The organism is Kitasatospora sp. NPDC003701, assembly GCF_053587085.1.
This window is the reverse complement of sequence record NZ_JBSFNM010000001.1, coordinates 346,671-373,511: the sequence shown is the minus strand read 5'-3', so window position 1 is coordinate 373,511 and position 26,841 is coordinate 346,671. Positions and strand designations below refer to the sequence as shown.

The following is a 26,841-nucleotide window of genomic DNA, read 5'->3' as shown; positions in this document are numbered from 1 at the left end:
GGCGGTGCGGAGCACCGTCGGTGAGGAAGTGGACACCCCGCACACCGTTCACGTCCGCCAACGCGAGACCGCTCTCCACCTGGAGACCGTCACCGCCGTACCGCACCGACCGGAAGGTCCCGAGATCGGTCAACCGCACCGTACCGTCCGCCAACGTGGTCACCGGCTGCGGCAACCGGGCACCCGCCGCGTCCGTCAACACATGACCGCCGCCCTGCGGCACCACGAAGTGCGTCCCGCGCAGACCCGCCGCGTCCCCGAGCGCCAGGCTCTCCCCCTGGAACCCGCCGTCGAGGTCGAACCGGACCGAGCGGCCGGTGACCGGGTCGGTGACCCGCAGCCCGGCCCCGCCGTTCAGCACGGTCAGCTCGTGGTGGCCGGCACCGCCCAGCGCGCGGGTGATCACCCCGTTGTCGTGACCGAGGAGCAGCACCGGCCCCAGCGGCACGCCGCCCGCGACCAGCAGTGGACGGCCCTCCTCGACGAACTGTCCGCCGTGGTCGAAGCCGCGGTGTCCGCCGGTCGCCGGGTCGCGCAGGTCGAAGCCGCCGCCCGGGCGGGGGTGGACGTCGAGCCCCATGACGCCGTTGACGTCGTGCACCCGGTAGGTCGGGTGGCCCTGGCCGTCGAAGTCGATGTGCACGTGCTGCCCGACCGGTGCGCCGTCCGGGCCGGTGAGCGGGAGGTCCTCGGCCACCAGCCGGCCGGTTCCGTCGTAGCTCTGGACGCTGCCGAGATGGGCGTTGTGGAGGTCGAAGCCGCCGCCGGGGCGGGCGATCGGGCGCAGTGTCGGGTCCGGCACGTCGTGGGCGTCCAGCACCCGGTGGACCTGCCCGCCGTTGACGGTGGTGGTCTCGATCCGCCAGCCGTTGGGGCCGCCCGCCGCGCTGTCGGTCAGGGTGAGCACGACGGGCTGCGGCACGGGCTGCGGCTGGGCCTGCCCGTGCGGGTGGGGCTGCGGCTGGACGTGCGGCTGGGGCTGGGGCACGACCTGGGGCTGGACGTGCGGCTGGCCCTGCAGCGGGGGGACGCCGCCGCCGGTCTCGGCACCGCCGAGCAGCCGGGGGCGCTCGCGCAGGCTGTCGGCGGTGAGCCGGGCGAGGTCCTGGTCCATCCTGGCCGGGTCGACGCCGAGCGCGGCGAGCCGGTCGAGGCTGTCGTCGAGGCGCTGGGCGGCGGCGTCCACCGAGGCCTGGGCGTGGATCACCACCGGGCTGGGCCGCGAACCGGAGCCGGGGCGGGCGTGCAGGTCAGCCAGCAGCCGCTCGGCCCGGCCGAACTCGTGGCGCGCGAGGGTGAGGTCGGCCCAGGCGTCGAGGCGGGCCGTCCGGCCCGGGTCGTCGGCGTGGCCGAACAGGGCGACCACCCGGTCGCTCTGCTCGCGCCAGAGCTGGTCGAGCTGGGCTCCGGTCAGCCGCTCGGGGCCGGGGCCGTGCGGGAGTCCGGGGCCGCCGGGGGTGTGCACCGGGGGCGTCGGGGCCGGGGTGAGGGCCACCGGGGCCGGGGCGTGCCCGGTCTGCGGGTGCAGGGTCGGCTCGTGCACGGAGGGCGTGTGGACGGAGGGGGTGTGCACGGTCGGGGCCTGGACCAGGGAGGTCGGCGGCTGGGTGCGGGCCAGGGAGCCGTTGTCGAGCAGGCCGAGGGCGTCGTCCACCCGGCCGAGGGAGCCGGTGGCGGGCGGGGTGACGGTGTGCATGGCGGGCAGCACGACCGGCGGGGCGACGGTGACCCTCGGCGGCGCGAACTCCGAGAGGTGCAGGTTGACCTGATTGGCCGTCAGGGCGCTGCGGCTGTGGTCGCCGAGGTGGGCGCCGGTGCCGAACACCGGGGCGTCCGCGCGGTTGATCGGGGAGCCGGTGGCGAGCAGGTCCAGCGCGCCGTGCAGCTGCGTGCCGGGGGTGCCGACCGTGCCGAGGCCGGGGACGGACGTACCCGGCACGGTGACGCCGGGGGTGAGGCCGCCGGTGTGCTGGAGCACGGCCGGCGGGTGCAGTTGGGTGCTCGGGGCCAGCTGGGTGGTCGTGGCCGACAGGTCGGCGGTGTGCACGGCGGGCATGTGCGGGGTGACGGTGTGCACGGCGCCCGTGCCGATCGTGCCGACCCCGGTGGTCGGCTGGTGCAGGCCGATCGTCTGGGTCTGCACCGACGGCGGGTGGACGGCGCCGGTCCCCGCGCCCGTCGTGACGTCGGCGAGGTGGACCGGGGCCGGCTGCACGCTGCCGAGCGTGCCGGGCAGGTGCAGGCTGCCGGGCGTACCCGCGTGCACGCCCGCCCCCGTCCCGAGGCCGCCCGGGTGGGCGCTGACGCCGAGGCCGGTGTCCAGGTGCAGGCCGCCCGGGGTGACGGTGAGGTTGCTCCAGTCGCCCATCCGGACGGAGTGCAGCTCGCGGACCGGGATGTCGAGCAGGGCGTCCAGCTGGCGCACCGCGTGCGGCGCGAACGAGAGCTGGTCGGCGAACCCGGTGTGCATGCCGAAGGTCGGCGGCCGGGAGAAGGAGAGCCCGAGGCCGCCGGGCTCCAGGTGCGGGAGGTCCAGGCCGCGCGGTCCGGACCAGTCGCCGAGCCGGACCTTCGCGAGGTCCGCACGCGGCAGGTCGACCAGCGCGTCCACCTGGTGCAGCGGCGGCGGGACGGGGATCGCCGCGGCGGTGCGCCCGGCGGTGCCCAGCAGGGGCGCCCCGAACCGGAACTTGCCGAGCACACCGCGCTCGAAGAAGCCGATCCGCAGGGCGCCGCGCAGCCCGAACTGCCCGATCTCGGCCGCGTCGACCGGCAGGAAGAGCCGCAGCCACTTGGTGCCGCCGAGCTCGGCCCGGGCGAAGTTCCAGGACGCGGTGCCGAACCGGCCGAGGCCGGCGGGCAGGCCGCGGACCAGGCCGGGCAGGCTCTTGACGCCCTGGATGACGGCGAGGCCGCCGGCGCGGAAGGTCACGCCCGCCAGGTGCGGCAGGTTGGTGATCGTGCTCTTCACCCAGAGGCCGCCGGACTTGATCCAGCTGCCGGTGATCCTGGCGAGGTCCCACAGGCCCGGCAGGAACCGGAAGCCGTGCAGGCCGCCGCCGGTGAACACGCCGCGGAAGAAGTTGCTCACCGTCTGGCCGACGCCCTTGATCCCGGCCCAGGTGAACTTGGCCCCGGCGCTGATGAGTTTGAGCAGCGGGATGCCCTTGGTGGTCGGTGCGATCATGCCGAGGCCGGAGAGGAAGAGGTCCAGCGCGCTGGCCTTGCCCTGGGCGAAGTCGACGGCCGTCTTGACGAAGATCGCGAGGTTGGCGCCGATGGCGATCAGCGCGATCGGACCGCCGAAGATCAGTGCGGGCAGGATCAGCGCGATGGCCAGCCACTGGAAGGCCTCCCAGAACAGATCGCAGTCCGAGACCGGCTGCTTGATCCCCCGGGCGGCGCTGCTGAGCGCGCTGCCGGCCGTGCGGCCGGCCTCGTCCTGGGCGGTGCCGGCCTGCCGGGCCGTGCTCGTCAGCTCGGCCATCCGGGAGTCGTCCTTGGCCAGGCCGCGGCCCTGGGAGAGCGCGTTGTCCGCGCGCCACTGCTGGTCGCGCACCACGCCCGCGTAGGTGGTCAGCGCCCGGGCGGAGTTCTCGAAGGCGTCGGCCACCGACTGGACGAAGCCGCGCAGCGGTCCGCTGATCTTGTCGCGGAGCGCCTCGGCGGTCTGCCCGACGAACGCGCCGTCACCGGTCTTGTTGAGCACCGCGTCCAGCGCGTCGTCGATCTCCCGGGCGACCCGGCCGAGGTCGGCCAGCGAGCGCTGCACCTCGTCCATCCGGTCCGGGTCCCCCGGCGTGGGGTCGCCGCTCAGGCCGATCGCGGTCCAGTCGGTCGGACGCTGAGCCATCTCGGGTCCTCTCCGTACGCGGCCTCGCGGGCGGGACGCCCCCCGCCGTGTGCGGAGCACTCCCGCCTGACCACGGGCGGACGGCCCCGGCGGTTCACCGCGGTCGACGACGGCTCACGGCGGCCCACGGCGGCTCGGCGACGGCCCGGCGACGGCTCGGCGGAGGCGCGTGCCGGGCCGGCGGGGCGCGGTGAACCGGGACCGGGGTTCGGACGTGGTCCGGGCGCAGCAGCATGGTGCGCCGACCCGACCGGAGGGATCTCTTGCCCGACTTCTCGATGGACTACGGAATCCTCCACGAGGCCCGCAAGGACCTGCACAACCTCGCCGACCGGATCTCGCCGACGCTGCACGACAGCCTCTTCTCCCAGTACGGCTCGGGCAAGCTCGGCGACGCCCAGGCCGTGTTCGGGGACCCGAACGTCACCAACGGCTTCCGCAGCCTCTACCGGCTCTCCAAGGACCCGATGAACCGGGCCGTGGACCACCTCAAGCAGCTGGGCGACGTCTTCGGCGCGGTCGCCGACGGCTACTTCGACGTGGACGCGCAGGTCGCCGACGGCCTGGGGGTGATGGGTGCCAACATGGGCCTGGACGCCTGGCGCAACGACAAGGCGGCCTGGGACTACCGCAACGCCCACGCCGACCAGTGCACCCCCGGCCCGGACGGGACGGTCCCGGAGTTCTGCAAGGCCACCGACCCCGGCGCGCCGCCCCTGGACCAGACCATCGACACCGCCAACGGCTCGGTGCACACCCACCTGACGCTGGACGGCGACAACAACGTGATCAAGGAGGAGACGACCGTCACCCACGACGGCCAGTCCTACACCTCGACCACCAGCTACACCGACCACGGCCGCTCCTTCACCACCGACACGGTGTACGCGGACGGCACCAAGAACCACGCCGAGACGCACCTCCAGGAGGACGGCAGCGGCGACATGACCGTCACCGACAACGACGGTGTGAAGACCGAGTACCACCGCGGCGGACCGGGCCAGGAGTGGCAGAAGACCGGCGGCGGCCCGCCCGAGCCGGACCCGGACTACGACCCCCCGACGATGTACTGACCCGGCCTCCGGCCACGGTCACCCACCACCCTTCGAGAGGACGACCATGCCCAACATCTCCCTTGACTTCGAGAAGATCGAGGCCACCTCGGGCCGGCTGGACTCGGCCAGCGACAACATCGTGCCGATGCTGAACGACCTGAAGAACGACGTGAACGGCCTGCTCGGCGACGGCATGGTGTTCCAGCAGTCCAGCCCCGCGATGCAGGAGGCGTACGACAAGTTCAACACCAGCCTGCTGGCCGCCATGGACGGCATCAAGGGCTTCGCCAAGCAGTTCCGGCAGATCAAGGACCAGATGCACCAGATGGACCAGGACATGGCCGCGAGCCTGCGCGAGAGCAAGTGACACCAGCACCCCGCAGGGGCCGGGACACCCGTCCCGGCCCCTGCCGCGTGCTCACTGCTCGGCGCGCAGCACCGTGAGCGGTACCTGGACCGCCATCGCCTCCCCGGCCCGGCCGGTGGTCCAGCCGCGGCCGAGCGACGGGGTGGTGCGGATGAGGTGCACCGGCAGCCGGACGCCGATCATGTCGCCCTCCTGCAGGCTCTTGGGCGCCAGCAGCAGCCCCCGGCGGGCCCGCTTGGCGGCCGTCACCCAGCTGCCCATCGCCACCTGGAGGGCGTCGGCCGGTCCGGCGTAGAGCAGACCGAGGCCGCGGTCGCGGCCGAACGCGGCGATCTCCTTGAGGATCCGGTCGCAGGCCGGCATCGCCAGCAGGTCGGCGTCGTCGACCACCACCACCCGGGGGCCGTCGAACCCGTCGAGGGCGGCCTGGACGTCCTGCGGCGAAGGGTCCGGCTCGGTGAGCACCCGTGCCCGGGCGTGCCGGGCCAGCGCCCGCAGCGGCGAGTGCCGCGGGGTCAGCACCACCAGCGAGGTGCCGCCGGCCAGCAGGGAGACCGCCAGTGAGGCGAGGACGGTGCTGCGGCCCGATCCGGGCGGGCCGAGCACCCCGAACGCCGCCGAGGCGCCGGCGAAGTCCACCCCGACCGGGCCCGCGTCGTCGCCGCCCAGCCCGAGCAGGCCCCACATCGGGCGGCGCAGCTCGGCCCCGACCGTCTCGTAGGCCTCGGCGAAGTCGACCGCCCGGGGCAGCGCGGCGACCGGGAACGGCCGCCGGGCGGCGGGCACCTTGGCGTCCCGACGGGCGGTCTCGACGCCGATCTCGGCCAGTGCGCGGGCCTGCTCCTGGCCGCCGGCGCCGGGGGCGAGCAGCGCGACCTGGGTCTCGGTGCCGCTGAGCACGTGCCAGCCGCGCCCGGCCGGCACCGCGCCGGGCACCTTGCTCGGCGAGAGGCCGACCAGCTGGTAGTCGTTGCGGTCGCCCTGGCGCAGCAGCAGCTTGTGGTCGTTGTGCGCGGCCAGCCGGCCGCCGAGCAGGGAGCGCTCCGAGCTGGCGACCACGTGGATCCCCACCGCCGCGCCCTCGCGCAGCAGCCGGGTGACGACGTCCGCGAGCCGTCCGTTGTCGTGGTCGTCGAGCAGACCGGCCAGCGCGTCCCAGCCATCGATGAGCAGCAGGATGTGCGCGGGACGCTCGGCCTTGGGCAGCACCGCCCGCAGCTCGTTCAGACCGGCCGCGTTCCGTTCGCTGCACAGTTCCTGACGCTTGGTCAGCTCGACGGTGAGCCGGTGCAGCAGGCGCTCCAGCCGCTCCAGGTCGTGCCGCGAGACGACCGCCCCGCAGTGCGGCAGCGCGGTGAGCGCGGCCAGGCCCCCGCCGGCGGCGTCGATGCCGTAGAGGTGCACGTCGGCCGAGGAGGCGGTGCGGGCGGCCGAACCGGCCAGGGTGCGCAGCACCTGCGTCCGGCCGGAGCGGGGGGCGCCGATCACGTAGAGGTGCCCGAAGGTGGCCAGGTCGGCGGTGGCGACCCGGCGCTCCTGGAGCTGCGGCACGTCCTCCAGGGCGTAGGGGATCGGCGGGATGCCGCCGCCCTCGTACGCGGGCAGCAGCGCCGCCACCTCGTCGAGCCGGACCTCCTCCGCCAGCGCGGGCAGCCACGGGCTGGGCTGCGGCACGAAGTCGTCCAGCCCGGCCGCGGCCTCGCGCAGGGCGGCCACCAGGGCCTGCAGGTCGGTGGGGGCCGGTGCGGCGGGCGCGCCCGGGTCGACGTCCACCGCCGGCAGCGAGACCGGGCGGCCGAGTCCGGACCAGGAGAGCTCGACGGCGCGCACCGCCCCGCCCGCGCGGCGCGGCGGGGCGGCGGGCCCCCGGGCGTCCGCCCCGGGCCGGGCGGCGCCGGCCCAGGCGGCCTGGAACGGCACGGTGGAGCGGTGTCCGAGGCGCACCAGCGCCCGCCCGGGGGCGGAGGCGGGGATGTGCACGGCCTCGGAGGTGTCGATGATGTCCTGGCTCTCGGTCGAGTCGGTGACCCGCAGGGCGATCCGCAGATTGGTGTTGGCGCGGATGTCGCTGGTGACGGCGCCGGAGGGGCGCTGGGTGGCGAGCACCAGGTGGATGCCGAGCGAGCGGCCGCGCTGGGCGATCCCGATCAGCCCGGGCACGAAGTCCGGCACCTCCCGGACGAGGGTGGCGAACTCGTCGATGACCAGCAGCAGTCGGGGCAGCGGCGGCAGCGCCGGATCGGCGAGCCGCTTGGAGCGGTACTCGGGGTGGTCCTTGGCCGCGACATCGGCCAGCAGCCGCTCCCGGCGGCGCAGTTCGGCCCCGAGCGAGGCCAGCGCGCGCTCCACCAGGTGCGCGTCGAGGTCGGTCACCATGCCCAGGGTGTGCGGGAGTTCGGCGCACTCGCGGAACGCCGAGCCGCCCTTGTAGTCGACCAGGACGAAGGTCAGTTCGTCCGGCCGGTTGGCGGCGGCCAGCGAGGCGACGAAGGACTGGAGCAGCTCGGACTTGCCGGAGCCGGTGGTGCCGGCGACCAGCGCGTGCGGGCCGTCGCGGACCAGGTCCAGGGTGAGCGGCCCGTCGTAGCCGGTGCCGAGCAGGAAGGCGGTGGACGCGGGCCGGCGGCGCCAGCGGGCCAGCAGCTGGTCCGGGTCCGGCGGTTCGAGCCGCAGCAGGTCCAGCAGCTTGACCTGCTGCGGCAGCCCGGCGTCGTGCTCCGGGCTGACGTCGCGCACCGGCGCCAGGGCCCGGGCGACCTGCTCGCACCAGTCGGCGTCGACCAGGTCGGCGCGGACGTCGGTGAGGTCGGGCGCGCCGGTGCGGCGGACGGTGAGCCGGTGGCCGGCGGCCAGGACGACGGTGCTGCACTCCTCCGGCAGCAGCCGCTCCTGGGTGTCCAGGCAGATGCTGAACACCCGCACCCGGGGGCCGTCGGTGAGCACCTGCACCATCCCGGGCACCTCGCGCAGCTGCCGGGCACCGTCCGCGATCACCAGCACGTCCGGCTCGTTGAACATCGCCTTGCCCATGGACGAGCCGAGCACCCGCTGCCGGGCCTGGATCTGGGCGACCAGCTCGGAGATCCGGTTCGCGGTCGACTCGGGGTCGTTGCCGACGGACACCAGCGGGCCGCCCGGGGCCGCCGGGCGCAGGTGCGGCAGCCAGCGAACCCAGGCCCAGCCGTCCGCGCGGGCCCGGTCGGAGAGGACCACCACGCGCAGGTCGCGCGGGCTGTGCAGGACGGCGGCCTGGGCGACCAGCCAGCGCGCGAGCGCCTGGACGGGCTCCTCCGTGCCCGCCACGCCGACCACGCCGTGCTCGGCGACCTCGACGCCGATCGGCACGTCGGGGATGTTCCAGCGCACCGCCCGGTGGTTCTCGTCGCGGGCGGGGTCGTCCAGCTCCTTCACGGACGGCTGGTCCACCGTGCCGAGCCGCAGCACCAGGTGGTCGGGGTCGCGGCGGCGCCGCTCCCAGAGCCGGCTGCCGGGGCCGACGGCGGTGAGCCCGACCGTCGCCGGGTCGGGCCCGGCCAGGCCGCGCACCTCGCGCTCGCGGTCGGCCGCGGCGCGGATCTCCTGCTCCAGCGTCCGGCGGCGGGCCCGGTAGCGGGCCTCGTCCTGCTCGTGCTGCTTGCGGTTGCTGCGCCTGCCGCCGATCCAGTTGGCGAGCGCCATCACCGGGCTGAACAGGATGAACACCAGGTAGAAGTACGAGTGGAAGACCGCGACCATCACCATGCCCAGCACCACCGGCGCCAGCATCAGCAGCAGCGGGAACGGGCGCCGCGCGGGCGCCGTGGGGGGCAGCGGCAGCCGGAGCCGCTCGGCGTCCAGGTGCGGGGCGATCCGCGGCGGGCGGTTGTAGTCCACGCCGACGCCGTCCGCGGAGGGCACCACGGCGGCGTCCGGCTCGACGGGTTCGACGAGGCGCAGCAGCGCCGCGCCGACGGTGATGTCACCGCCGAGCGGCCAGGCGGTGACGGCCCCGGGCCGCGGGGCGGGTGCGGCGGCGGGTTCGGCGCCGTGCGCCGGGGGCGGGCCGGGGGTGCAGGTGCGGACCTCGCCCGGGGCGCCGGCCGTCCGGTGCCAGGTGGCGGAGCCGTCCTGGCCGACGGTCAGCCAGAGGCCGCCGGCCGGGACGTCGGCGCCGCGCAGCCGGACGGCGCAGGCCGGGTCCGAGCCGATCTCGTGGCTGCCGGGCCCCAGCCGCCAGGTCCGCCCGGCCCCGGGGCCGGACACCAGGTGCAGCTCCAGGTGCGCCGGACCGTCGGACGGCCCGTCCGGCGGGGGGACCCTGATCCGGTCCGGGGCCTCCACGGGCGCGCCGAGCCCGAGGACGCTGCCCTCGACCACCCCGGACTCCGCGACCAGGGCCTCCGGGTCCAGCGGTGCGGCCCCGAGGTGGAGTCCGCGCGGCGGGGCCGAGCCCTCCTCCGCCAGGAACGCCTCCACCCCACCGGCCCGGCCGGCCTCCTCACGGGGGAGCAGCCCCCCGGGCGGGTCGCGGTCCACCGCGGCGGCCAGCTCGCCGACGGTCGCGTACGGTGCCAGGTCCAGTACGTGGTCGCGGCGGCGCTCGGCGGCGTCGACGAGGGTGACGGTGAGCTTCACCGGGTGTTCTCCAGGGGGTCGGGCTCGACGGGGTCGGGGCGGCGGCGGGCGCTGCGACGAGGACTCGGCGACGGGGTCGGGGCTCGGGCGGGGTGCGGGCGGGCTCGGGCGGGGTGCGGGCGGGCTCGGGCGGGGTGCGGGCGGGGTGCGGGTCGGTGGACACCGGGGCGGCCGGGAGACGCCCCGGTCGGTCAGTCCGCGACGGCGGCGGAGACCCCGGGGCCGCGCGGGGCGCGGTCGGGCTCGGCCAGGTCGTCGTCCTGCTCCTCCGGCAGCTCGCCCGGGGGCGGGGCGGCCGGGGCCCGGACCGGGCCGAAGGCCCCTTCGTCCGGGCCGCTCACCGGGCTCAGCCGGCCCAGCCGGCTCCGGACGCCCGAGGCCACCGGGTCGACGGCGCCCGGCCGGTCCGGGTCCGAAGTGGCGGGTGCGGCGGCCGCGGCCTCGTCCGCGCCGGGTGTGCGCGGGGCGAACCGCTGCCAGGCGGCCGGCGGCGGGCTGCTCCAGTCCGGGTCGGGGGCCACCGGACCGACCCGGAACGGGACCGGGTCCTCGGCCGGCGGGGGCGCCGACGGTACCGGGGGCGCCGGGGGTACCCGTAGTGCCGGTGGCACCGGATCGACGGACGCCGGGACGACGGGGGCGGGCGCGGCGGGTGCGGGCGCCGGGGCGGGCGGCAGGGGCGCCGGCCCGAGCGCCGGAGGCGCGGCCGCGGCCGGGTCGGGCTCCTCCACCAGGTCCGGCTCGTCCGGGGCGGGCTCGGCCGCCTCCGGCCCGGCCAGGTCCGGCTCGACCAGGTCGGCGTCGTCCGCCGGGGCGGCGTCGAACGCGGGGTGGGGCGGCAGGCTCGGCAGGATCCGTGCGGTCGCCCTGGCCAGCGCCACGGCGTCGACCCGCAGCCCGCTGCCCCGCAGCCGCAGCCCGTCCCGGTCGGCGGTCAGCAGCCTGGCGGTGCCGCGGGCCCCGCCGAGCGTCAGGACGCGGACCCCGGCCGCCGGACGGTCCTCGTCCACGACCGTGGCCGTGGCGCAGACCGCGAAGGCCGGGTGACCGCCGGCGGCCGCCCGCTCGGCCGCCACCAGGGCCGCGGCCGGTTCGGGGCCCTGGTGCTGGGGGTGGACGCCGGCCGCGACGGTGACCGCGCCGACCGGCAGCCGGGTGTCCAGCTGGGCCGCCACCGACTGGAGCACCGCCCGGGCCAGGCCCCGCTCGCCGCCGAACTCCACGACGACGGGCCCGTCGGCCAGGTCGAGCAGGACGGCGTGCCGCCCGTCGGTGCCCAGGACGGCCAGCAGCGGCGCGGGCCGCCCCGCCCCGGTCGGGGCCGCGGTCACCTCCTCCCGGGCGATCCACCAGAGCCGCGGGTCGGCGTCGTCCACCACCCAGGGCTCCGGCGGCCGCGGCGGCGTGCCGGGCCCGCAGGCCACCAGCACCCCCACCAGGGCCGGGCCGAGCAGCGCCGCGTACGGTCGGACGCCCGGGACCAGCCCGGCGTGCAGCACCGCCCGCTCCGCGTCGGCCCAGCCCGGCCGGCCGCCCAGCAGCCGGAGGATCAGCCGCACGTCACGGCGGAAGCGCAGGTGCGCCCGGACGGGCGCGGCGAACGCGGCCGCCGTGGCGGCGGCCTCGCGGCGCGCCCGGCGCCGCGCCGCCCGCCACCCGCCACCGCGCCGCACGGCGAGGTGGGCGAGGACGGCGAGCAGGAGCAGCAGCCCGCCCAGGCCGATCAGCCCGGGCACGCCCCGGGGCACCGCGAAGGCGAGGGTCGCGGCGGGTGCGGCGGTCACGAGGCGACTCCCCGGGCGAGGACGCCCCGGTCGGCGAGGTGCCGGCGCAGCGCCTGCACCCCGTAGTGCGTACGGGACTTCAGCGTCCCGCCCGGTATGCCCAGGGCGCGGGCCGCGTCGGCCCCGGCCTGGCCGAAGAGATGGACGTGCACGACGGCCTCCTGATGGATCCGGTCGAGGGAGCGGAGCGACTCGACCAGCACCTGACGGTCCAGCACCTGCGCCGTCTGGTCGGCGGCCGCGTCGACGGCGGGGAAGCCCTCGGCCGCGATGCCGACCGGGACGGTGCGGTCCTTGCGCCAGTCGTCGATGACCAGGCGGCGGGCGACCCGGAACAACCAGAGCCGGATCGGCCGGTCGTCCCAGTCGAGACCGTCGGCCGCCTGCCAGGCGCGCAGCAGCGTCTCCTGGACGATGTCCTCCACGTGGTACGGGTCCTGACGGATCAGGCCCGCGATGAACCGCTGGAGGCTCTCGCGTTCGGCCAGCAGAAGTTCGGCCCGGCGGTCGGGGCCGGGCGGGTCGGGCACCGACCGTCCTTCGGCGGACAGGCGTTCGGGCCCACCCTCGGGCCGCCGGTGGGCCGTCGGGTCGCTGTACTCCATGACACTGCTCTTCTCTTCCCTGATCGCGCGACGAGCGGCAGCGGCGGAGCCCCCTGTCATGCGCGTGACGCGCAGCCCCGACCGGTGGTCACGGTAGTGGTGCCACTCGGCCACCAACCCATCACAGAGTGAACAGAAGTTCACGCAATTGTGCCCAACCGAATAAGTTGGTCGCCGAGTTGACCAATCGTCACCTCTCGCGCAGGGGGAGTTCACATCACCGTGGTGTTGCCGGGGGACCCTTCCGTCCGCCGTCGCACACTCCCTGGAGGCCCCCGGTGTCCCCGTCCGACCCGATATCGACGCGACCGCAGTCCGCCGACCGCCTCGAATCCGCCGACCGCTTCGCCGACACCTTCACCCGGCGCACCCCCTCACCACCCCGGGGGCTGGTACCGGGTGCCCGGGTCTGGGGCGCGACCGCCGTGGCCGCCGCACTGGTGGGGGCCGTCGCGCTCGGCACGGCGCAACTGCCGGGCCACGACCCGCACCGGGCACCCGCGGCCGCCGGTCCCGCGCTGGTCGCCGACACCGCCTCGGGCACCCCCTCCGGGCCGGCCACGACCGCCCCGGAGACCACCGCCCCGGCCCCGGCGGACCCGGCGGCCACCGCTCCCCCGCCGGCGGAGCCCGCGCCCGAACCGGCCGCGACCGTCACCGTCCAGGCCGAAGCGCCGCAGCCGGCCGCGCCACCGGCCCCGGGCGCACCCGCGCCGACCGTGTACCGCACCGTTCCGGCCGCTGCCGCGCCACCGCCCGCCGCCGCCAAGTCCACTCCCCCGGCCCAGCCGGCCCCGGCCGCTCCGGCTCCGGCTGCACCCGCGCCGGCAGCCCCCGCACCGGCGGCGCCGGCCCCCGCCGCACCGCCCGCACCCGTGGTCGCACCGCCGCCGCCCGGGCGGCCGATCGCCGGCCGGGCCTCCGACCGGTGCATCGGCGCGACCGCCCGCAACGTCACGGACGGCGCCCGGCTGGAGCTCCAGGACTGCGCCGGTGGCGCGTGGCAGACCTGGGACTTCCGCTCCGACAGCACGGTCCGCGCCGGGGGCCTGTGCATGGACGTCGCCTGGGGGTCCGTGGCCAACGGCGCGGCGATCCAGGTGGCCAACTGCAACAACGGCCCGGCCCAGCGGTTCGTCCTCTCCGGCGCCGGCGACCTCGTCAACCCGCAGGCCAACAAGTGCGTGGACGCCAAGGACCTGGGCACCGGGGCCGGCACCCCGCTGCAGCTGTGGGACTGCGCCGGCACCACCAACCAGAAGTGGTACGTGCGCTGATCCGCCGCCCCGGCCCCGGCCCCGGCCGCCCCGACCCCGGCCGCCCCGCCGTCGTCGGGGCCGCCGCCGTCGGGGCGGACTCGGCGCGTCCCCGGCCCGAGGTCCCGTTCATCGCCGGGAGTCGGCCGCAGGCGCAACAACCGGCCGGCGGCAGGCCCGGGGAGGGGACGGGACGAAGGGCCCGCCCCTACGATGGACCGATGGCGTCGATCAGGCAGGTCCAAATCACCTTCGACTGCGCGAACCCCGAGCGCGTCGCCCGTTTCTGGTGCGAGGTGTTGGGGTACGTCGTACCGCCGCCACCGAAGGGGTTCGCCAGCTGGGACGACTTCCACCGCACGCTGCCGCCCGAGCGGCAGGGCTCGTCGTTCGCCTGCAACGACCCCTCGGGTGCGGGCCCGCGGCTGTACTTCCAGCGCGTTCCCGAAGGCAAGGTCGTCAAGAACCGGGTCCACCTCGACGTGCGGGTCGGCACCGGGCTGGTGGGCGAGGAGCGCCTGGCCGCGCTCGAAGCCGAGTGCGCACGACTCGTCGCGCTCGGCGCGGTACGCGGCCAACTCCTGCGTGCCGATGGCGAGAACGAGTCGTGCCTCCTGATGCAGGACGTCGAGGGCAACGAGTTCTGCCTCGACTGAGGGCTTCCCCGCCGTCGATCGGCAGCACCCGCCGAAGGGTCCGCCGCCCCGGGACGCCCGGTCGAACCCTCTCTGAGCACCACCCGGGCTCGGCACCGGCCTTCGGTCCGCCGGTCCCCTCACCCTCCTCCGGGCGCTCGGCGAATGGCCCGGCGGTACCGGCCCGGGGCAGCATGGTCGGTGAACTCGGCGGCACCGGAGGGGGATCCGATGGAAGAGGACCGTTCGCCGCACTGGCGCGCGCTCACCGTGGCGGGAGCCCTGACCGGCGCGGTGTGCGGGGCGCTGTTCTTCTGGTCCTGGGGGTCGCCGCTCGCCCCGCTGCCCGTCCTGCCGCTCTGGATCACCGGCGCGGCCGGCCTGCTGGTGGCCGTGGGGGCCTCGTTCGGCCTGCCGAGCGGCGACCGGATCTCGCTCGGCACGGTGGCCACCTTCCTGCTCATCCTCGCCCTCTGGCTCGGCGCGTCGGCGGCGGACATCGCCGCGACCGGCATCCGGGACTGGGTCCGCACCCCGCAGGCGATCACCGCCGAGGTCACCGACTGCCGGCTGGAGGGCTCGTTCGACTCCCCCGACACCATCGGCTTCGACCACCACACCTGCGTCTACCGCTGGACCTTCGACGGCGGCGGGCGCACCGAGCGGCGCGACTCCGACGCCCACCCGGACGGCCACCGCCTGTCGATGTGGATGAGCCCGCGCACCGGCGAGATCGCCGACCACCCGCTGTTCGCCCTCATCGGCCACACCGTGGCCGCCCTGGTCGCCGGCGCCGTCGCGGGGGCCGGCGGCTGGTTCCGTCTGCGCACGGAGGTCCGCAAGCTGCTCGGCCGGTGGACGCCGCCGGAGTAGCCGCCGGGCCGGGCCCGAAAGCCCCCGGCCGCTCGGCGGGGTACGGGCCCCCGGCGCGGCACGGCCGGTGCGGGCGGAGGCCGCCCCGCACCGGCCGGCCCCGTACGGCCGCCGGCGGCGGTCAGCAGGGCACGACGGGGTCAGGGACCGACCTCAGCCACCGCTCGGCTGGATCATCTTCCGGCCCGCGGTGCTTCCACCGTCCACGGTGACCGAGGCGCCCGTCATGTAGGGGAAGTCGTCGGACGCGAGCCCGAGCACCGCGCGCGCGATCTCCTCGGCGTCCGCCATCCGTTCGAGACCGTCGACGTTGAGCGGCCCCCACGCCTGCTTGTACCCGGCCCAGTCCGCGTCCGGGATCCCCGGCGGGCGGACGAAGGGGGTGTCGGTGGTACCGGGCAGCAGGGCGTTGAGCCGGATTCCCTTCGGCCCGTACGCGAGCGCCGCGGACTTCACCAACCCCTGCACCGCCCGCTTGCTCGCGGTGTAGGCGGCGCTGTTCGGCCGCGCCTGTTCGGCCGCCGACGACGACGTGCAGATGATGACGCCGCGCTGCGCCCTGAGCATGTGCGGGATCTCGTACTTGATCGCGAGGAACACGCCTCGGGCGTTGGTGGCCTGGACGTCGTCCCACTCCTCGACGCTCATCTCATGGGGTAGCTTGCCGGCACCGATGCCGGCGTTGTTGAAGGCCACGTCGATGCCGCCGTAGCGGCTCGCGACCCGGTCCACGAAACTCTGCACCTGGGCCGCTGTTCGGACATCGGCCTGGATGTACGTGGCTTCGCCGCCCGCCTCCCGGATCTCCGCTTCCACCTGGCGCCCCAAGTCAGCCCGCCTGCCGCAGAATCCGACATGGGCACCCTCCCCGGCGAACGCCTTCGCCGCCGCCCGGCCGATACCCGATGTGGCACCCGTGATGAGCACCGACTTCCCCTGGAAGCGGCCGGCCTTGGTGCGGGGCCTGGACTGGACGCCGACCGCACGGGCGGTGGTGTCGAAGGCCGCGCCCGCCAGGCCCAGGGCGGCAGCACCGGCGAGGAGGGACCGCCGCCCCGTGACCGCGGCATTCGCCCGCGAGTCGGTACCCGTCTCCGTGTTCGCATTCGTCTCCATGCCGAGCACACTGGCAGCCCGCCCCGGGCCCGCGGCTCCCCCCTCGGGCCGGACCTCGCGGCCGGTGGGAGGAGGTCCCCTCCTCCCACGGCAGGACCCCGGGAGCCCCAGCGCCCGCCTATCGTGGGCCGGGTGAACCGATCTTGGATCGAGCTTGTCTTCGACGGGAGATTCGCCGCGGTACGGGTCCTGGCGCTCGCCGGCCTGCTGATGGGCGACTTGCTGCTGCTGCAGCGGCCGTCCGGAGCGCAGGACCGGGGCCTTGCCGCAGCCGGGTTCGTGCTGTGCCTGGCCGCGGGCAGGTGGGCGTTCGGCGCGCTCCTGGCGCAGTCGGTCCTGCTCGTCGTCGCCCACGCGCTGGACGCGGGCACCGTTGCGTCGTTGAAGGTGCTGGCCGCCGTGACCCTCTTCGAGCTGGCGGTCCGCCGGCCCGGGCGCCACCCGGCCCTCGGGGCGGCGGCCCTGGCGCTCGCCGTCGCCGTGAACCGCCTCGCGGACCTGCCCGGCGACCTTCTCCCGGTGCTCTACAAGACGGGCGTCGTCGCAGGCCTGCCACTGCTCCTGGGCGCGTACGTACGCGTGACCCGCGACGCCGCGGTGCACGCCCGTCAGCGCGCGGAACAGCAGGAACTCCGCGCCGAACAACAGCTGCTGACCGCCCGCGCGGCGGAGCGCACCACCATCGCGCGCGAGTTGCACGACCTCGTGGCCCACCACGTCTCCTCCATGGTGCTGCGCGTCGGTGTCGCCCGGCACGTCGTCGCCGCCACCAGCACCACGGACCCGCGGATCACCGAAGTCCTCGACGACCTGCACTCCAGCGCGGGCGCCGCACTGACCGACCTGCGGCGCCTGGTGGCCGTCCTGCGCGCCCCGGACCGCACCGGCCCCGACACCGGCTCCCTGGTCTCGCCCGGCGCACTGGCGGCGGCACTGGAGTCGGTGGTGGAACACGGCCGCCGGACCGGCCTGGCGGTAACCGCTTCCGTGGATCCCCGGGTCGCGGGGCTCGACGCGGTGCGTGGCCTCGCGGTCCTCCGCCTGGCCCAGGAGGGCCTGGCCAACGCCGCCAAGCACGGCGGGCCCGGCGCACGCGCCGAGCTGGCCGTGCGGGTGGCCGGGGACACCGTCCACGTGACGATCCACGACGACGGGGCCGGCCGAACCCGGCCACCGGCCCCGGGCCCGTCCGGACACGGCCTGATCGGCATGCGCGAACGCGTGGACCTGCTCGGCGGCCGACTGGATGCCGGCCCCACCGCCCGGGGCTGGCGCCTCACGGCCGAACTGCCCTCCCTCGCACCCGACATGGAGCCCCAGCTGTGATCCGCATCCTCGTCGTCGACGACCAGCAGCTCGTCCGCATGGGGCTGCGCATGCTCTTCGAGCAGGCTCCGGGGATCGAGATCCAGGGCGAGGCGGACAACGGTGCGGAAGCGGTACGACTGGCCGAACGCCTCGCCCCCGATGTCGTCCTCATGGACCTGAGAATGCCCGGCATGGACGGCATCACGGCCACCCGTCGCATCCTGGCGGCGCGCCCCGCCACCCGGGTCGTCGCCCTCACCACGTTCGACGACGACGACCACCTGTATCCGGTGCTCGCGGCCGGCGCCTGCGGTTTCCTCGTCAAGGACACCCCGCCGGCCGAACTCCTGGACGCCGTGCACCGGGCCGCCAACGGGGAGGCCCCCTTCAGCCGGGACATCCTCGACCGCCTCGTCGCCCAGGCCCTGCGCGCCCGTTCCTCCTCCGACGCCCCCACCGACCTCCCGGTGCCGGCCGTCACCCCGCGCGAGCGCGAGGTGCTCGGCCTGCTCGGCGTGGGCCTGTCCAACAAGGAGATCGCCGACCGGCTGCATCTCGGGGTCACCACGGTGAAGACGCACGTCGCGAGCCTGATGGCGAAGACGGGCCGGGACAACCGCATCCGTCTCGCCGTACTCGCCGTCCTCACCGGCGTCACTCCGGACTGACCCGCGGCCCGCTCCGGGAGAGCCGGACCGGTCAGCCGGGGTTCGCGCTGCGGAACGCGTGCCGGTAGCTGTTGGGCGGGACGCCGACGATCCGCTTGAACTGGCGGCGCAGCGTGGTGGCCGTCCCCATCCCGGTGGCGAGCGCCACCGCCTCGATGCTCTCGTCGGTGGCCTCCAGCAACTCCTGGGCGCGGCGCACGCGCTGGTTCAGCAGCCACTGGAGCGGCGTCTGCCCGAGCACCGCGCGGAACTGCCGGCCGAGGTGGCGCGGGCTGGTGTTCGCCTTCCGCGCCATGTCGGTCACCGTCAGCGGCCGGTCCAGCCGCTGCTGGGCCCAGGCGAGCACGTTGGACAGCACGTGGTCGCCCGTCGCCTGCACCGGCGTCGCCACGAACTGGGCCTGGCCGCCCGGCCGGTGGGGCGACATGACGAGGCGGCGGGCGACGGAGTTGGCGATGCCCGCGCCGTGGTCGAGGTGGATCAGATGCAGACAGAGGTCCACGGCGGCGGCCTTGCCCGCGGAGGTGAGCACGCTGCCGTTGTCCGTGTAGAGCACGTCCGGGTCGACCACGGCCAGCGGGTGACGTGCGCTCAACTCCCCGGTGTGGGCCCAGTGGGTGGTGGCCCGCCGGCCGTCCAGCAGGCCCGCCGCGCCGAGCACGAACGCCCCGGTGCAGAGCGAGGCGATCCGGGCGCCCGCCCGGTGGGCCGCGCGCACGGCCTCGACCAGCTCCGCCGGCAGCGGTTCGTCGATGTCGGCGCACGCGGGCACGATCACCGTGTCGGCCTCCACCAGGCGGTCCAGCCCGTGGTCCGGCTCGACCGTGAACGGGCCGACCCGCACCGGCCCCGGCCCGCAGAGCAGCACGTCGTACCAGCCGTCCGTGGCCTCGCGCGGGGGATTGCCGAAGATCTCGTAGGCCACCGCCAGTTCGAAGTGGAGCAGGTGACCGGCGGTCGGCAGCGCGACAGTGGGCATGTCCGAAAGTGTACGGGTGTTGTCGTTCCGGACCATCACGCCCCGGCACCGGCTTCGAGAAGACTTGTCCTCAACAGGACGACGAGAACGGGGAAGCAACGATGAGCACGACGGCTGCAGTGGTGGTTTACGGAGCAACGGGGCACACCGGGCGCTTCGTCGTCGCGGAGCTGCGCAGGCGCGGCTACACCACGATCGTCTCCGGCCGCAACGCGGCCCAGCTGGAGGCGCTGGCGGCCGAGTGGCCCGGCGTGGAGCCCCGGCCAGCCACCGTGGACGACCCGGCCTCGCTGGACCGCGCCCTCGCCGGCGCGGCGGCCGTCGTCAACGCCGCCGGACCGTTCGCGGTGACGGGCGGCCCGGTCGTCGAGGCCGCCCTGCGCGCGGGGATCCCGTACATCGACGTCGCGGCGGAGATCGAGGCGAACGTCACGATGTTCGCCGACTACGCGGACGCGGCCCGCGAGGCCGGCGTCCCGGTGGTCCCGGCGATGGCCTTCTACGGGGGCCTGGGCGACCTGCTGGCGACCGCGGTGATGGGCGAGTGGACGTCCGCGGACGCCGTGCACGTCGCCTACGGGCTGGACAGCTGGCACCCCACGCCCGGCACCCGGGAGGCCGGGCAGGTGTCGCACGATCGCCGCGCGGGCCGTCGGGTGAGGTTCGCGGACGGCGCGCTGCAGTACCACGACGACAAGCCGTGGCAGCAGGAGTGGCCCTTCCCCGCACCGCTGGGCCGGCGCACGGTGATCGGGGAGTTCACGATGGCCGACGTCGTGACCCTGCCCAGCCACCTGGCCGTGCCCGAGGTCCGCACCTACATGACCGTCGAGGCCGCGGGGGACCTGGCCGGGGCGGACACGCCGGCGCCCGAGCCGGTCGACGACCTGGGGCGATCGGACCAGACCTTCCTGGTCGACGTCCTGGTCGCCGCCGGTGGCGTCGAGCGCCGCGCCACGGCCACGGGCCAGGACATCTACGCCATCACCGCCCCGCTGGCGGTGGAGGCCGTCGACCGCGTCCTGACCGGACGGACGCGCACCACGGGCGTCGCCTCGGCCGGCGCGATGTTCGACGCGGCGGACTTCCTGCGGGCGCTGGGCCCGTACCTGTCGGTCGAGCTCTCGCACTGACGCCGCCGGACGGACGCCGCCGGACGGACCCGGCCGTACTGACGCTGCCGGACTGATCCCGGCGGGGCGGCCCCGGCCGCACTGACCCCGGCGGTCGGCCCGCGGGGCCTCAGCCCGGGGTGGTGTCCGAGGCCGCGGCCCGGGGAGCCGGCTCCGGGCGGCGCGGGTCCTGCGGGTCGTAGCGCAGGGCGAGGAGCTCTCCCCGGCGCGGTACGTCGTAGACGGGGAACGTCTCGGTGAACGACTCGGTGTACTCCGGGCCGCCGGCCGTGGTGTAGCGAACGGTGACGACCAGTTCGGGGCAGTCGTTGAGGACGACGCCGGTGCCCCGGAGGTCCAGGACGGTGCCGACCACCGTCACCCCGTACCGCTCCAGACGGTGGGCGCGCTCGGCCCGCTCCCGCTCCCCGGCGAGGATCCTCCGGCGCCGGCGGGCCTCCGCCGGCGCCGACCAGGCGGCGATCACCGCGACCAGGGCGGCCGGTCCGAGCAGCCATCCACTCGTGCTGTCGGCGCCCAGGGCGATGCCGACCAGCAGGCAGACCACGCCGAGCAGGGTGCCCGCACCGATCGGGAGGTCGGAGGACGCCGAGGAGGAGCCGTCGGCGGCCAGCACGAAGGCGGTGCCCACCAGGAGGACCATGCCCAGGATCGTGCCGAGGGGGACGGAAAGGCCCGCCCAGAGGTCGGCCGATTCGCAGGCCCGCTGCTCGCCGTCGCCGCAACCGCCGACCGCGCTCAGCCGCGCCGCACCCCGGCCGACCAGCCAGCCGTCCGCCGTCAGCAGCACCGAGCAGAGCAGCAGCCCCAACAGCCGCGCCACTCCGGGCCGTCGCGGCTCGGGCCGGGCATCCTGCGTGGTCTCCCTGGTCACGCGCGGATGCTATCGACGATCCCGCCCTCCTGGTCTGGACCACTGCGTGGACAACGGATGAACAACGCGAGCACCCCTTGCCCAGGACCTCGCGGCCGGCCACGCCTCCCGAGCGCGTCGACACCGTCGGCGACGAGGGCGAACACCCGCCGGGGCGCACGCCTACCCTCTCGCCCCACTGGTGTGGATCAACCCCGCGGGGAGGAGGACGGTCGGCCCCCGCAGCGAGCGCCCGGCGCTTCACGTCGATCACCACCGTACGGTTACCGTAGCGTCGGGCAAAGGTGACTGACCTTTCGTCATCACGCTGTCGGTGGCCCCCGTTAACCTGCGGCGGAGAGTCGAACGGGCGAGATACGGGGAGGTCCTGGGCATGGGTGGCAGTGAGTGGGCGGGGACGGGGCCGTACCGGTCCGATCCGGCGGCGGCGCTGAGACAGGCCCAGGAGGAGGAGCTGGCGAAGGACGACCACGGGTTCCCCGGCCGGGACATCGCCGAGCTGTGGGGGGACGCCGACTGGCGGGAGTTCATCCTCACCGGCGGCACGTGCACGGTGCTCGACTTCTACGCCGCCCTCGACGCCGGGGCCGACGACGACCTCGCCATGGTGCGTCCGCTGACCGACCACGAGGTGCGCCGCTGGGCGCCCGACGGGCGGCCGACACGCGCCCGCTGGGAAGAGGCGCTCGGCACCGCGGCCCTGCCCTTCCCCGGCCGGGGCATCGGCCACTGCACCACCCTGTACCGCGACGGCGAACCGGTCGAGATCGGCTACTGGGGCTGCACGGCCGACTAGCCGGCCGCCTGCCGAGGGTGCGCGCTCCGCCCCGGGGTTCGGCGGCGGGGAGCGGAAACCGGGCTTGCGTCGGGCTCCGCTCATGGGCCGGCCGGGGTGCTCGGGGCGGCGGGGAGCGGGGGCAGGTCGGCGGGCCGCACGGTGAGGTCACCCGTGACGACCGGGGCGAACGGGGCGGGTGCCATGCAGGTGCCGACCCGGCCCTCGACCGCCTGACCGGTGGCGTCGGTGTCCAGGTTCGCCACGCCCCAGGAGAACCCCACGCGGTCGGGGTGCTCGGGCGAGCCGCCGTCGAGGACGCTGAAGCCCAACCGTTTGCCGACGGTGTCGGCGGCCTCCGGATCGGCCCGGGTGACGACGGCGCTGAACGAGGCCGCCCGGTCACCGGTCAGCAGGCAGTCCACCGCGGCCTCGGACGTCACCGTACGGTCCAACGCCGTGACGTGGTGCGAGATCCGGACCGTGCCACGCGCGTCCGAGGGCAGCCCCTGCGGCGCCCCCGTCGCAGGACGGCTGAACGGCACCGAGTCCACCTCGAAGGTGAAGCGTATGTCGTCGTCGGGAGCGTAGGCGTAACCGATCCGCACCGACCCGCCCACCGCCGCCGGCGCCACGGCCCCCGATGAGGGGGAGGCCGACGGGCCGGCCGTGACCGCTGCCGGTGACACGCCCCCGGCAGCGGTGACCGGCGAGGAGGACGCGCAACCGCCCACGGCGGCAAGAAGCGTGCCGAGGGCGATCGCCCCGGTCGTCGCCCGCACCCGGGCGGTGTTGATGATGACGGACATGCCGAACTCCCTCGTCTGGCGCGCCTACCGGCCCGTGGCCGGGGCGTCTTCCTGCTGACGGGTCAAGCTTCCCGCCCGACCACAGGGCGGCACATGTGCCGTTCGACAGGTTCTGAACACCTGTCAGCGGTCTGGTACCCCTGCCGTTCGGCAGGGGTACCAGACCGCTGACAGGGCAGGCCGAGGAGCAGCGGCCCCCGGCCTGCCCACCGGGCCGCAGGTCCGGCCCACCTGCCCAAAAGGGGCGCAGGAGGCCCCCTGAGCCGACGTGACCGCGTCCACCAGGGCGTTCCGCCCGACATCGGGGCACTGCTCCGCGAACGGGGGCCCGCCGGGCCCCGGGTCCGAAGCCCGGAGCCCGGAGCCCGGAGCAACCGCCCGCCGGCCCGACAGCCCGACAGCCCGACTGCCCGCTGTACGGGGCCCGGTCGAGGCCAGCATCCTGCTGGAGCGCGCCGAGGACCTCGACCGGGTCGACCTCGCGCCGGTTGCCGAGGTGCTCGGCGGGGTCGACGACCACCTGACGGCGGGGCTTCACCCGTCCGCCGGGCACTGGAGCCCGACCCGGTATTCCTCGGCCCCACCCCGAGACCGCGCTCGGTCACTGCTGCGGCCCCGGCCCCACCGACGTCCCGCCGGAGGAGCCGCCGGTGAACTTCTCCGTCGGCACGTGGCAGTTGGGGGTCGCGGAGGGCGGCTGCCGATCTGCGACCCGCACGTCCTCGCGATCGTCTTCGACGGCCGACGACCCGTCCGGGTCCAGGACCTGGGCGAGGCCGCACCCCTCGGCGCAGCGGCCGGAGCCGCCCCCGGACACGACACCGACGGCGAACGCGGCACCACCGGGGCCCGGGGGCGGCGGTGAACCCGCTCGGGCCGCCGGCGCCCCGACGCTCACTCGGAGAGCGCGCTGATCCCGGCCTTCCCGGGGCCCGGCGGCCGGGAGGCTCCGGCGGTCCGGGGCCCGCGCCCGGCCGCCCTCCGGCCCCTACGCCTCGCCGGCGCGCAGCGGGTAGCGCGGGACGGAGCGGCGGCGGGCGATCCGCCAGCCGTCCTCGGTGCGGACGTAGACGTCGAAGTAGTCCCCGTTGTGGACGCTCCCGTCGGACTGGATCGCCAGGTAGCGGCTGCGGCCCCGGACGGTGCCGTCCGGCTCGGCGGTGAGCACGCTGTCCAGGGTGTGCTGGTCGGGAGACCGGTTGCCGAGGTCGCGGCTGAACACCCGGATCTTGTCCAGGCCGCTGAACACCGCGCCGGTGCGGGCGAGTTCCAGCACCCCGTCGGCGGCGAAGACCTCCCCCAGCGCCTTGGCGTCGGCGTTGTCGAAGGCGTGCGAGAAACGGGCGAGCAACTGGCGGATCTGCTCGGCGTCGGACGGGGACAGCTCGGTGGCCATACGGTCTCCTCGGCGGGGAAGGCGGGACGGGGGAGGTCCGGGTCGTTCGGGGGCACATGACCCGGCCGGTCGGCAACGCCGGCAACAGCGTCACCGTCAGCGACACGGCGACACCGTCAGCAACAGAGCGAGCTGGCGCACCGCCGCAGGTCGACGGCGCGCCGCGCCACCAACCTGAGGTCCGCGGCGATCCGCCCGGCCGTCCGCTGCGCCACGACGTCCTCCGCACCCCGCCCACCCGGGCCTCGACCATGGCTGCCTACGACATGACGCCGTGTCACCCGGCTCGCCCCCCGGCCGCCTCACCGCACCACCGGGCTGCCGGTGGGCCGGGCCGGCCCTGTGACCGGCGCGCTTTCGCCGTCCCCGAGTCTAGGAACGCGAAGACGATCAATCAACGGCCGGACGAGCGATTCAACGGCTGTGCAGCCTCCCGCAACCGCGCGCCACAGGGTCGCAACACCCCGGCCACAATGGCCCGGTGAGGCCACACCCCGGCCACACCCCGACCGCGGCCCCTCACGCCCTCCGCACCCACCGACCGGCCCCGACGGCCCAACCACCCTGGCCCGACCGACCCGACCGTCGCCTCCAACGGCCGACCAGCCCGGGCCAACGACCCGACCCGGTCGGCCGTCGTCACCGCCGATCGGGCTCAGCAGGCGCAGGAGATCCCGGACCGCGGGGCGGTCAGGTCGTCCACCGGCCGCTGCTCGGTGCCGTGGTCGGTGTCGTAGGCGAAGCCCTCACGGACCCAGTACTCGAAGCCGCCGAGCATCTCCTTGACCGGGTGGCCGAGCCGGGCGAACGCGAGGGCGGCGCGGGTGGCGCCGTTGCAGCCGGGGCCCCAGCAGTAGGTGACGACCGTGGCCGAGGGGTCGATCAACAGCGGTGCCAGCTCGGCGATCCGCGCGGTGGGGATGTGCACCGCGCCCGGGATCCGGCCCTGTGCCCAGGCCACCTCGCTGCGGGAGTCGACCACCACCACGCCGGGGACGCCGGCGGCCAGGTCGGCGCGCACGTCCGAGACGTCGGCCTCGAAGGAGAGGCGGGTGAGGAAGTGCGCGGCGGCGACGGCCGGGTCGGCGGCGGGGATGCTGAGAACGGCGCTGGCGGTCATCGGGGTGCTCCTCGAACTCGTACCGGGGCCCGCCCTGTTCGGCGGTGGTTCGATCCTCGCCCGCCGGGGCCCGGGCCCGGAAGCGGCGTGATCGCCCACCTTCGTCAAGATACCGCCAGGCCGTGGGCGCCCAGCCGGGCGCGCAGCCCGCGCAGTTCGTGGCGGGCGAGGGCGGGCAGCGCGGTCGCGGCGTCGTCCAGCACCGGGGCGAGCAGGGCCACGGCGGTCTGCGGGTCGTGGGCGCACAGGTGGCAGTCGGCCATCCGGATGGTGAACAGCAGCCGGGTGGTGGGCAGTTGGTCCGGGGCCAGCAGGCGCAGCGCGGTGTCGGCGGCGTCCACGGCGCGCAGCGCGAGCCGGTGGTCCCCGACGGCGGCGGCCGCGTCGCGCAGCGCGGCGGCCGCCCCCGACTCGACCCGCAGCCGCATCGAGGCGATGGAGAGCCAGGGGGCGTCCGTCTCGTCGTGCTCGCCGATGTGGTCGAGGTGGAGCCGGGCGCGGGCGATGTGCCGGACCGTGGCGCGGACGTCGCCCGCCAGGGCGTGCGCCCGGGCCTGGCCGACCTGGGACATCGCGCCGGCCCAGTGCCGGCCGGGCGCGGCGCGGGCGATCTCGCGCGCGTAGCCGAGCGCGGCGGCCGGGTCGCCGTCGAGCCGGGCCAGGGTGCTCATGTCGCTCAGCGCGGCGACCTGGGTGGCCGGGTCGTCGGCCAGTTCGGCCCAGGTGAGCGCGCGGTCGAAGCAGGCCATCGCGGTGGCGTTGCGACCGTGCTGCATCCGCAGCCCGCCGGCGGCGTGCGCGTACTCGGCGGCGAGCCGGGCGAGCGGGCGGCGGGCCCGGGCGTCGGTGGTGCCGGCGAGCCGGCGCAGGATCACCCGCAGGGTCTCCTCGACGGCGGCGGTGCCCGGCCCGGCGGGTGCCTCGCCGGCCCGCAGGTGGGCGGCGAGCAGGCCGGTGAGGGCGTGCGCGGTGTCGGGGTCCAGGGGCCGCGCGGTGTCCGGGTCGGCGGCGCAGAACGCGGCGTGCAGGACGGCCAGTTCGCCGGCCTCGGGGACGGCGCAGCCGGCCGCGCCGTGCAGCGGGCAGAGCAGCCCGTAGTCGGGGAGCCGGCGGGGCGGTCCCCCGGCGGCGAGCGGCGGCAGGGCCGGTTCGGGGGTGACGGGGCCGCCGGGCAGCGGGGGGCGGGCCCAGCCGGCCGGGGCGGGCGGGGCCGGTGGGGCGGCCGGGGCGGGACGGTCCCACTCCCCCGCGTCCCCCTCCTCGGCCCGCAGGCAGGCGGTGCGCAGCTCGCCGCCGGCCTCCAGCAGGCCGTCCAGCCGCTCGGCGATCCGCAGGGTGGTCCGGCGGGCGCCGTGTTCGAGCTTGCTGACGGCGGTGTGGTCGTAGCCGATCTCGGCGCCGAGCTGGGCCTGGGTGAGGCCGGCCCGCCGGCGCCAGTGCCGCAGGCGGGCGCCGAAGGCCCGCCAGAGCGTGTCGGCCGGCGGCGGACCGTCCGGCGGTGCGTCGGCGTGGTTCCGGTACACGGGGCTGCCCTCCCGAGTCGGTTCCGGCGAGGCGGATCCGGCACATCGGCTCCGACGAATCGGCTCCGACGATCGGTTCCGGCACATCGGCTCCGTCG

General features: G+C 75.9%; 21 protein-coding genes. 10 read left to right on the top strand and 11 right to left on the bottom strand.

The genetic code is table 11. From position 1 onward, the window contains the following. Positions 1-3,853, bottom strand: a 3,853-nt coding sequence (locus tag ACWDRR_RS01425) for a putative T7SS-secreted protein (protein WP_449770116.1), incomplete at its 3' end; no start/stop codon positions are given. A gap of 263 nt (positions 3,854-4,116) precedes the next feature. Between ACWDRR_RS01425 and ACWDRR_RS01420 the strand changes: the two genes are divergently transcribed. Beyond that, a complete protein-coding gene (locus ACWDRR_RS01420; RefSeq protein WP_449770115.1) occupies positions 4,117-4,926 on the top strand; it encodes a hypothetical protein in 810 nt (269 codons plus the stop codon). A 46-nt stretch (positions 4,927-4,972) separates the two neighbouring features. Next, positions 4,973-5,275, top strand: coding sequence for a WXG100 family type VII secretion target (locus ACWDRR_RS01415; protein WP_360634883.1), 303 nt, complete (start codon positions 4,973-4,975; stop codon positions 5,273-5,275). 51 nt (positions 5,276-5,326) lie between these two features. Here ACWDRR_RS01415 and ACWDRR_RS01410 read toward each other — a convergent pair whose 3' ends face one another. The 3 genes from ACWDRR_RS01410 to ACWDRR_RS01400 all read right to left on the bottom strand — a co-directional run bounded on the left by ACWDRR_RS01410 (position 5,327) and on the right by ACWDRR_RS01400 (position 12,278). Further along, positions 5,327-9,889: an FtsK/SpoIIIE domain-containing protein gene (locus ACWDRR_RS01410; RefSeq protein ID WP_449770114.1), complete on the bottom strand. Its 4,563-nt coding sequence runs from the start codon at positions 9,887-9,889 to the stop codon at positions 5,327-5,329. Between the two features lie 191 nt (positions 9,890-10,080). After that, positions 10,081-11,673, bottom strand: coding sequence for a hypothetical protein (locus tag ACWDRR_RS01405; protein ID WP_449770113.1), 1,593 nt, complete (start codon positions 11,671-11,673; stop codon positions 10,081-10,083). Further along, positions 11,670-12,278: a sigma-70 family RNA polymerase sigma factor gene (locus tag ACWDRR_RS01400; protein WP_449770112.1), complete on the bottom strand. Its 609-nt coding sequence runs from the start codon at positions 12,276-12,278 to the stop codon at positions 11,670-11,672. The genes ACWDRR_RS01405 and ACWDRR_RS01400 overlap by 4 nt, the downstream gene beginning before the upstream one ends. 278 nt (positions 12,279-12,556) lie before the next feature. On the opposite strand from ACWDRR_RS01400, the gene ACWDRR_RS01395 reads away from it, so the two are divergent. From ACWDRR_RS01395 to ACWDRR_RS01385, 3 genes are all read left to right on the top strand, one after another. Beyond that, a complete protein-coding gene (locus ACWDRR_RS01395; RefSeq protein WP_449770111.1) occupies positions 12,557-13,555 on the top strand; it encodes a ricin-type beta-trefoil lectin domain protein in 999 nt (332 codons plus the stop codon). A 200-nt stretch (positions 13,556-13,755) separates the two neighbouring features. Next, on the top strand, positions 13,756-14,190 hold the full coding sequence (locus tag ACWDRR_RS01390) for a VOC family protein (protein ID WP_449770110.1): 435 nt from the start codon (positions 13,756-13,758) through the stop codon (positions 14,188-14,190). Positions 14,191-14,400: 210 nt separating this feature from the next. Continuing rightward, on the top strand, positions 14,401-15,042 hold the full coding sequence (locus tag ACWDRR_RS01385; protein ID WP_449770109.1) for a hypothetical protein: 642 nt from the start codon (positions 14,401-14,403) through the stop codon (positions 15,040-15,042). 153 nt (positions 15,043-15,195) lie between these two features. On the opposite strand, the gene ACWDRR_RS01380 is transcribed toward ACWDRR_RS01385, so the two are convergent. Beyond that, positions 15,196-16,158 (bottom strand): SDR family NAD(P)-dependent oxidoreductase, encoded by a 963-nt coding sequence (locus ACWDRR_RS01380; RefSeq protein WP_449770108.1) that lies wholly within the window; start codon positions 16,156-16,158, stop codon positions 15,196-15,198. A gap of 132 nt (positions 16,159-16,290) precedes the next feature. On the opposite strand from ACWDRR_RS01380, the gene ACWDRR_RS01375 reads away from it, so the two are divergent. Together ACWDRR_RS01375 and ACWDRR_RS01370 are read left to right on the top strand one after the other, a co-directional pair. Continuing rightward, positions 16,291-17,484: a sensor histidine kinase gene (locus tag ACWDRR_RS01375; RefSeq protein ID WP_449770107.1), complete on the top strand. Its 1,194-nt coding sequence runs from the start codon at positions 16,291-16,293 to the stop codon at positions 17,482-17,484. After that, positions 17,481-18,134, top strand: coding sequence for a response regulator (locus tag ACWDRR_RS01370; RefSeq protein WP_449770106.1), 654 nt, complete (start codon positions 17,481-17,483; stop codon positions 18,132-18,134). The genes ACWDRR_RS01375 and ACWDRR_RS01370 overlap by 4 nt, the downstream gene beginning before the upstream one ends. 31 nt (positions 18,135-18,165) lie before the next feature. Here ACWDRR_RS01370 and ACWDRR_RS01365 read toward each other — a convergent pair whose 3' ends face one another. Next, positions 18,166-19,113: a helix-turn-helix domain-containing protein gene (locus tag ACWDRR_RS01365; protein ID WP_449770105.1), complete on the bottom strand. Its 948-nt coding sequence runs from the start codon at positions 19,111-19,113 to the stop codon at positions 18,166-18,168. A 101-nt stretch (positions 19,114-19,214) separates the two neighbouring features. Here ACWDRR_RS01365 and ACWDRR_RS01360 point away from each other — a divergent pair, with 101 nt between their 5' ends. Next, positions 19,215-20,246: a saccharopine dehydrogenase NADP-binding domain-containing protein gene (locus tag ACWDRR_RS01360; RefSeq protein WP_449770104.1), complete on the top strand. Its 1,032-nt coding sequence runs from the start codon at positions 19,215-19,217 to the stop codon at positions 20,244-20,246. Between the two features lie 109 nt (positions 20,247-20,355). On the opposite strand, the gene ACWDRR_RS01355 is transcribed toward ACWDRR_RS01360, so the two are convergent. Further along, on the bottom strand, positions 20,356-21,120 hold the full coding sequence (locus ACWDRR_RS01355) for a hypothetical protein (RefSeq protein WP_449770103.1): 765 nt from the start codon (positions 21,118-21,120) through the stop codon (positions 20,356-20,358). A gap of 373 nt (positions 21,121-21,493) precedes the next feature. On the opposite strand from ACWDRR_RS01355, the gene ACWDRR_RS01350 reads away from it, so the two are divergent. Beyond that, on the top strand, positions 21,494-21,916 hold the full coding sequence (locus tag ACWDRR_RS01350; RefSeq protein ID WP_449770102.1) for a hypothetical protein: 423 nt from the start codon (positions 21,494-21,496) through the stop codon (positions 21,914-21,916). 80 nt (positions 21,917-21,996) lie between these two features. Here the strand turns inward: ACWDRR_RS01350 and ACWDRR_RS01345 are convergent, their stop codons facing one another. Continuing rightward, on the bottom strand, positions 21,997-22,704 hold the full coding sequence (locus ACWDRR_RS01345; protein ID WP_449770101.1) for a hypothetical protein: 708 nt from the start codon (positions 22,702-22,704) through the stop codon (positions 21,997-21,999). A gap of 670 nt (positions 22,705-23,374) precedes the next feature. Here ACWDRR_RS01345 and ACWDRR_RS01340 point away from each other — a divergent pair. Beyond that, the gene (locus ACWDRR_RS01340; RefSeq protein ID WP_449770100.1) at positions 23,375-23,569 is read left to right on the top strand and encodes a hypothetical protein; all 195 of its coding nucleotides are present in this window, start codon (positions 23,375-23,377) and stop codon (positions 23,567-23,569) included. A gap of 123 nt (positions 23,570-23,692) precedes the next feature. On the opposite strand, the gene ACWDRR_RS01335 is transcribed toward ACWDRR_RS01340, so the two are convergent. The 3 genes from ACWDRR_RS01335 to ACWDRR_RS01325 all read right to left on the bottom strand — a co-directional run bounded on the left by ACWDRR_RS01335 (position 23,693) and on the right by ACWDRR_RS01325 (position 26,743). Then, on the bottom strand, positions 23,693-24,100 hold the full coding sequence (locus ACWDRR_RS01335) for a nuclear transport factor 2 family protein (RefSeq protein WP_449770099.1): 408 nt from the start codon (positions 24,098-24,100) through the stop codon (positions 23,693-23,695). A gap of 655 nt (positions 24,101-24,755) precedes the next feature. Continuing rightward, positions 24,756-25,220, bottom strand: a complete 465-nt coding sequence (locus ACWDRR_RS01330) for a rhodanese-like domain-containing protein (protein WP_449770098.1) — start codon at positions 25,218-25,220, stop codon at positions 24,756-24,758. 104 nt (positions 25,221-25,324) lie between these two features. Further along, a complete protein-coding gene (locus tag ACWDRR_RS01325; RefSeq protein WP_449770097.1) occupies positions 25,325-26,743 on the bottom strand; it encodes a helix-turn-helix domain-containing protein in 1,419 nt (472 codons plus the stop codon). Between the last annotated feature and the right edge of the window lie 98 nt (positions 26,744-26,841).

Excerpts from the sequence above, each read along its gene's own strand:
- ACWDRR_RS01400 (WP_449770112.1), bottom strand. The coding sequence starts at position 12,278 with ATGGAGTACAGCGACCCGACGGCCCACCGGCGGCCCGAGGGTGGGCCC.
- ACWDRR_RS01350 (WP_449770102.1), top strand. The coding sequence starts at position 21,494 with ATGGGTGGCAGTGAGTGGGCGGGGACGGGGCCGTACCGGTCCGATCCG.
- ACWDRR_RS01415 (WP_360634883.1), top strand. The coding sequence starts at position 4,973 with ATGCCCAACATCTCCCTTGACTTCGAGAAGATCGAGGCCACCTCGGGC.
- ACWDRR_RS01385 (WP_449770109.1), top strand. The coding sequence starts at position 14,401 with ATGGAAGAGGACCGTTCGCCGCACTGGCGCGCGCTCACCGTGGCGGGA.
- ACWDRR_RS01335 (WP_449770099.1), bottom strand. The coding sequence starts at position 24,100 with ATGGCCACCGAGCTGTCCCCGTCCGACGCCGAGCAGATCCGCCAGTTG.
- ACWDRR_RS01390 (WP_449770110.1), top strand. The coding sequence starts at position 13,756 with ATGGCGTCGATCAGGCAGGTCCAAATCACCTTCGACTGCGCGAACCCC.
- ACWDRR_RS01345 (WP_449770101.1), bottom strand. The coding sequence starts at position 22,704 with ATGTCCGTCATCATCAACACCGCCCGGGTGCGGGCGACGACCGGGGCG.
- ACWDRR_RS01380 (WP_449770108.1), bottom strand. The coding sequence starts at position 16,158 with ATGGAGACGAATGCGAACACGGAGACGGGTACCGACTCGCGGGCGAAT.
- ACWDRR_RS01330 (WP_449770098.1), bottom strand. The coding sequence starts at position 25,220 with ATGACCGCCAGCGCCGTTCTCAGCATCCCCGCCGCCGACCCGGCCGTC.
- ACWDRR_RS01365 (WP_449770105.1), bottom strand. The coding sequence starts at position 19,113 with ATGCCCACTGTCGCGCTGCCGACCGCCGGTCACCTGCTCCACTTCGAA.
- ACWDRR_RS01360 (WP_449770104.1), top strand. The coding sequence starts at position 19,215 with ATGAGCACGACGGCTGCAGTGGTGGTTTACGGAGCAACGGGGCACACC.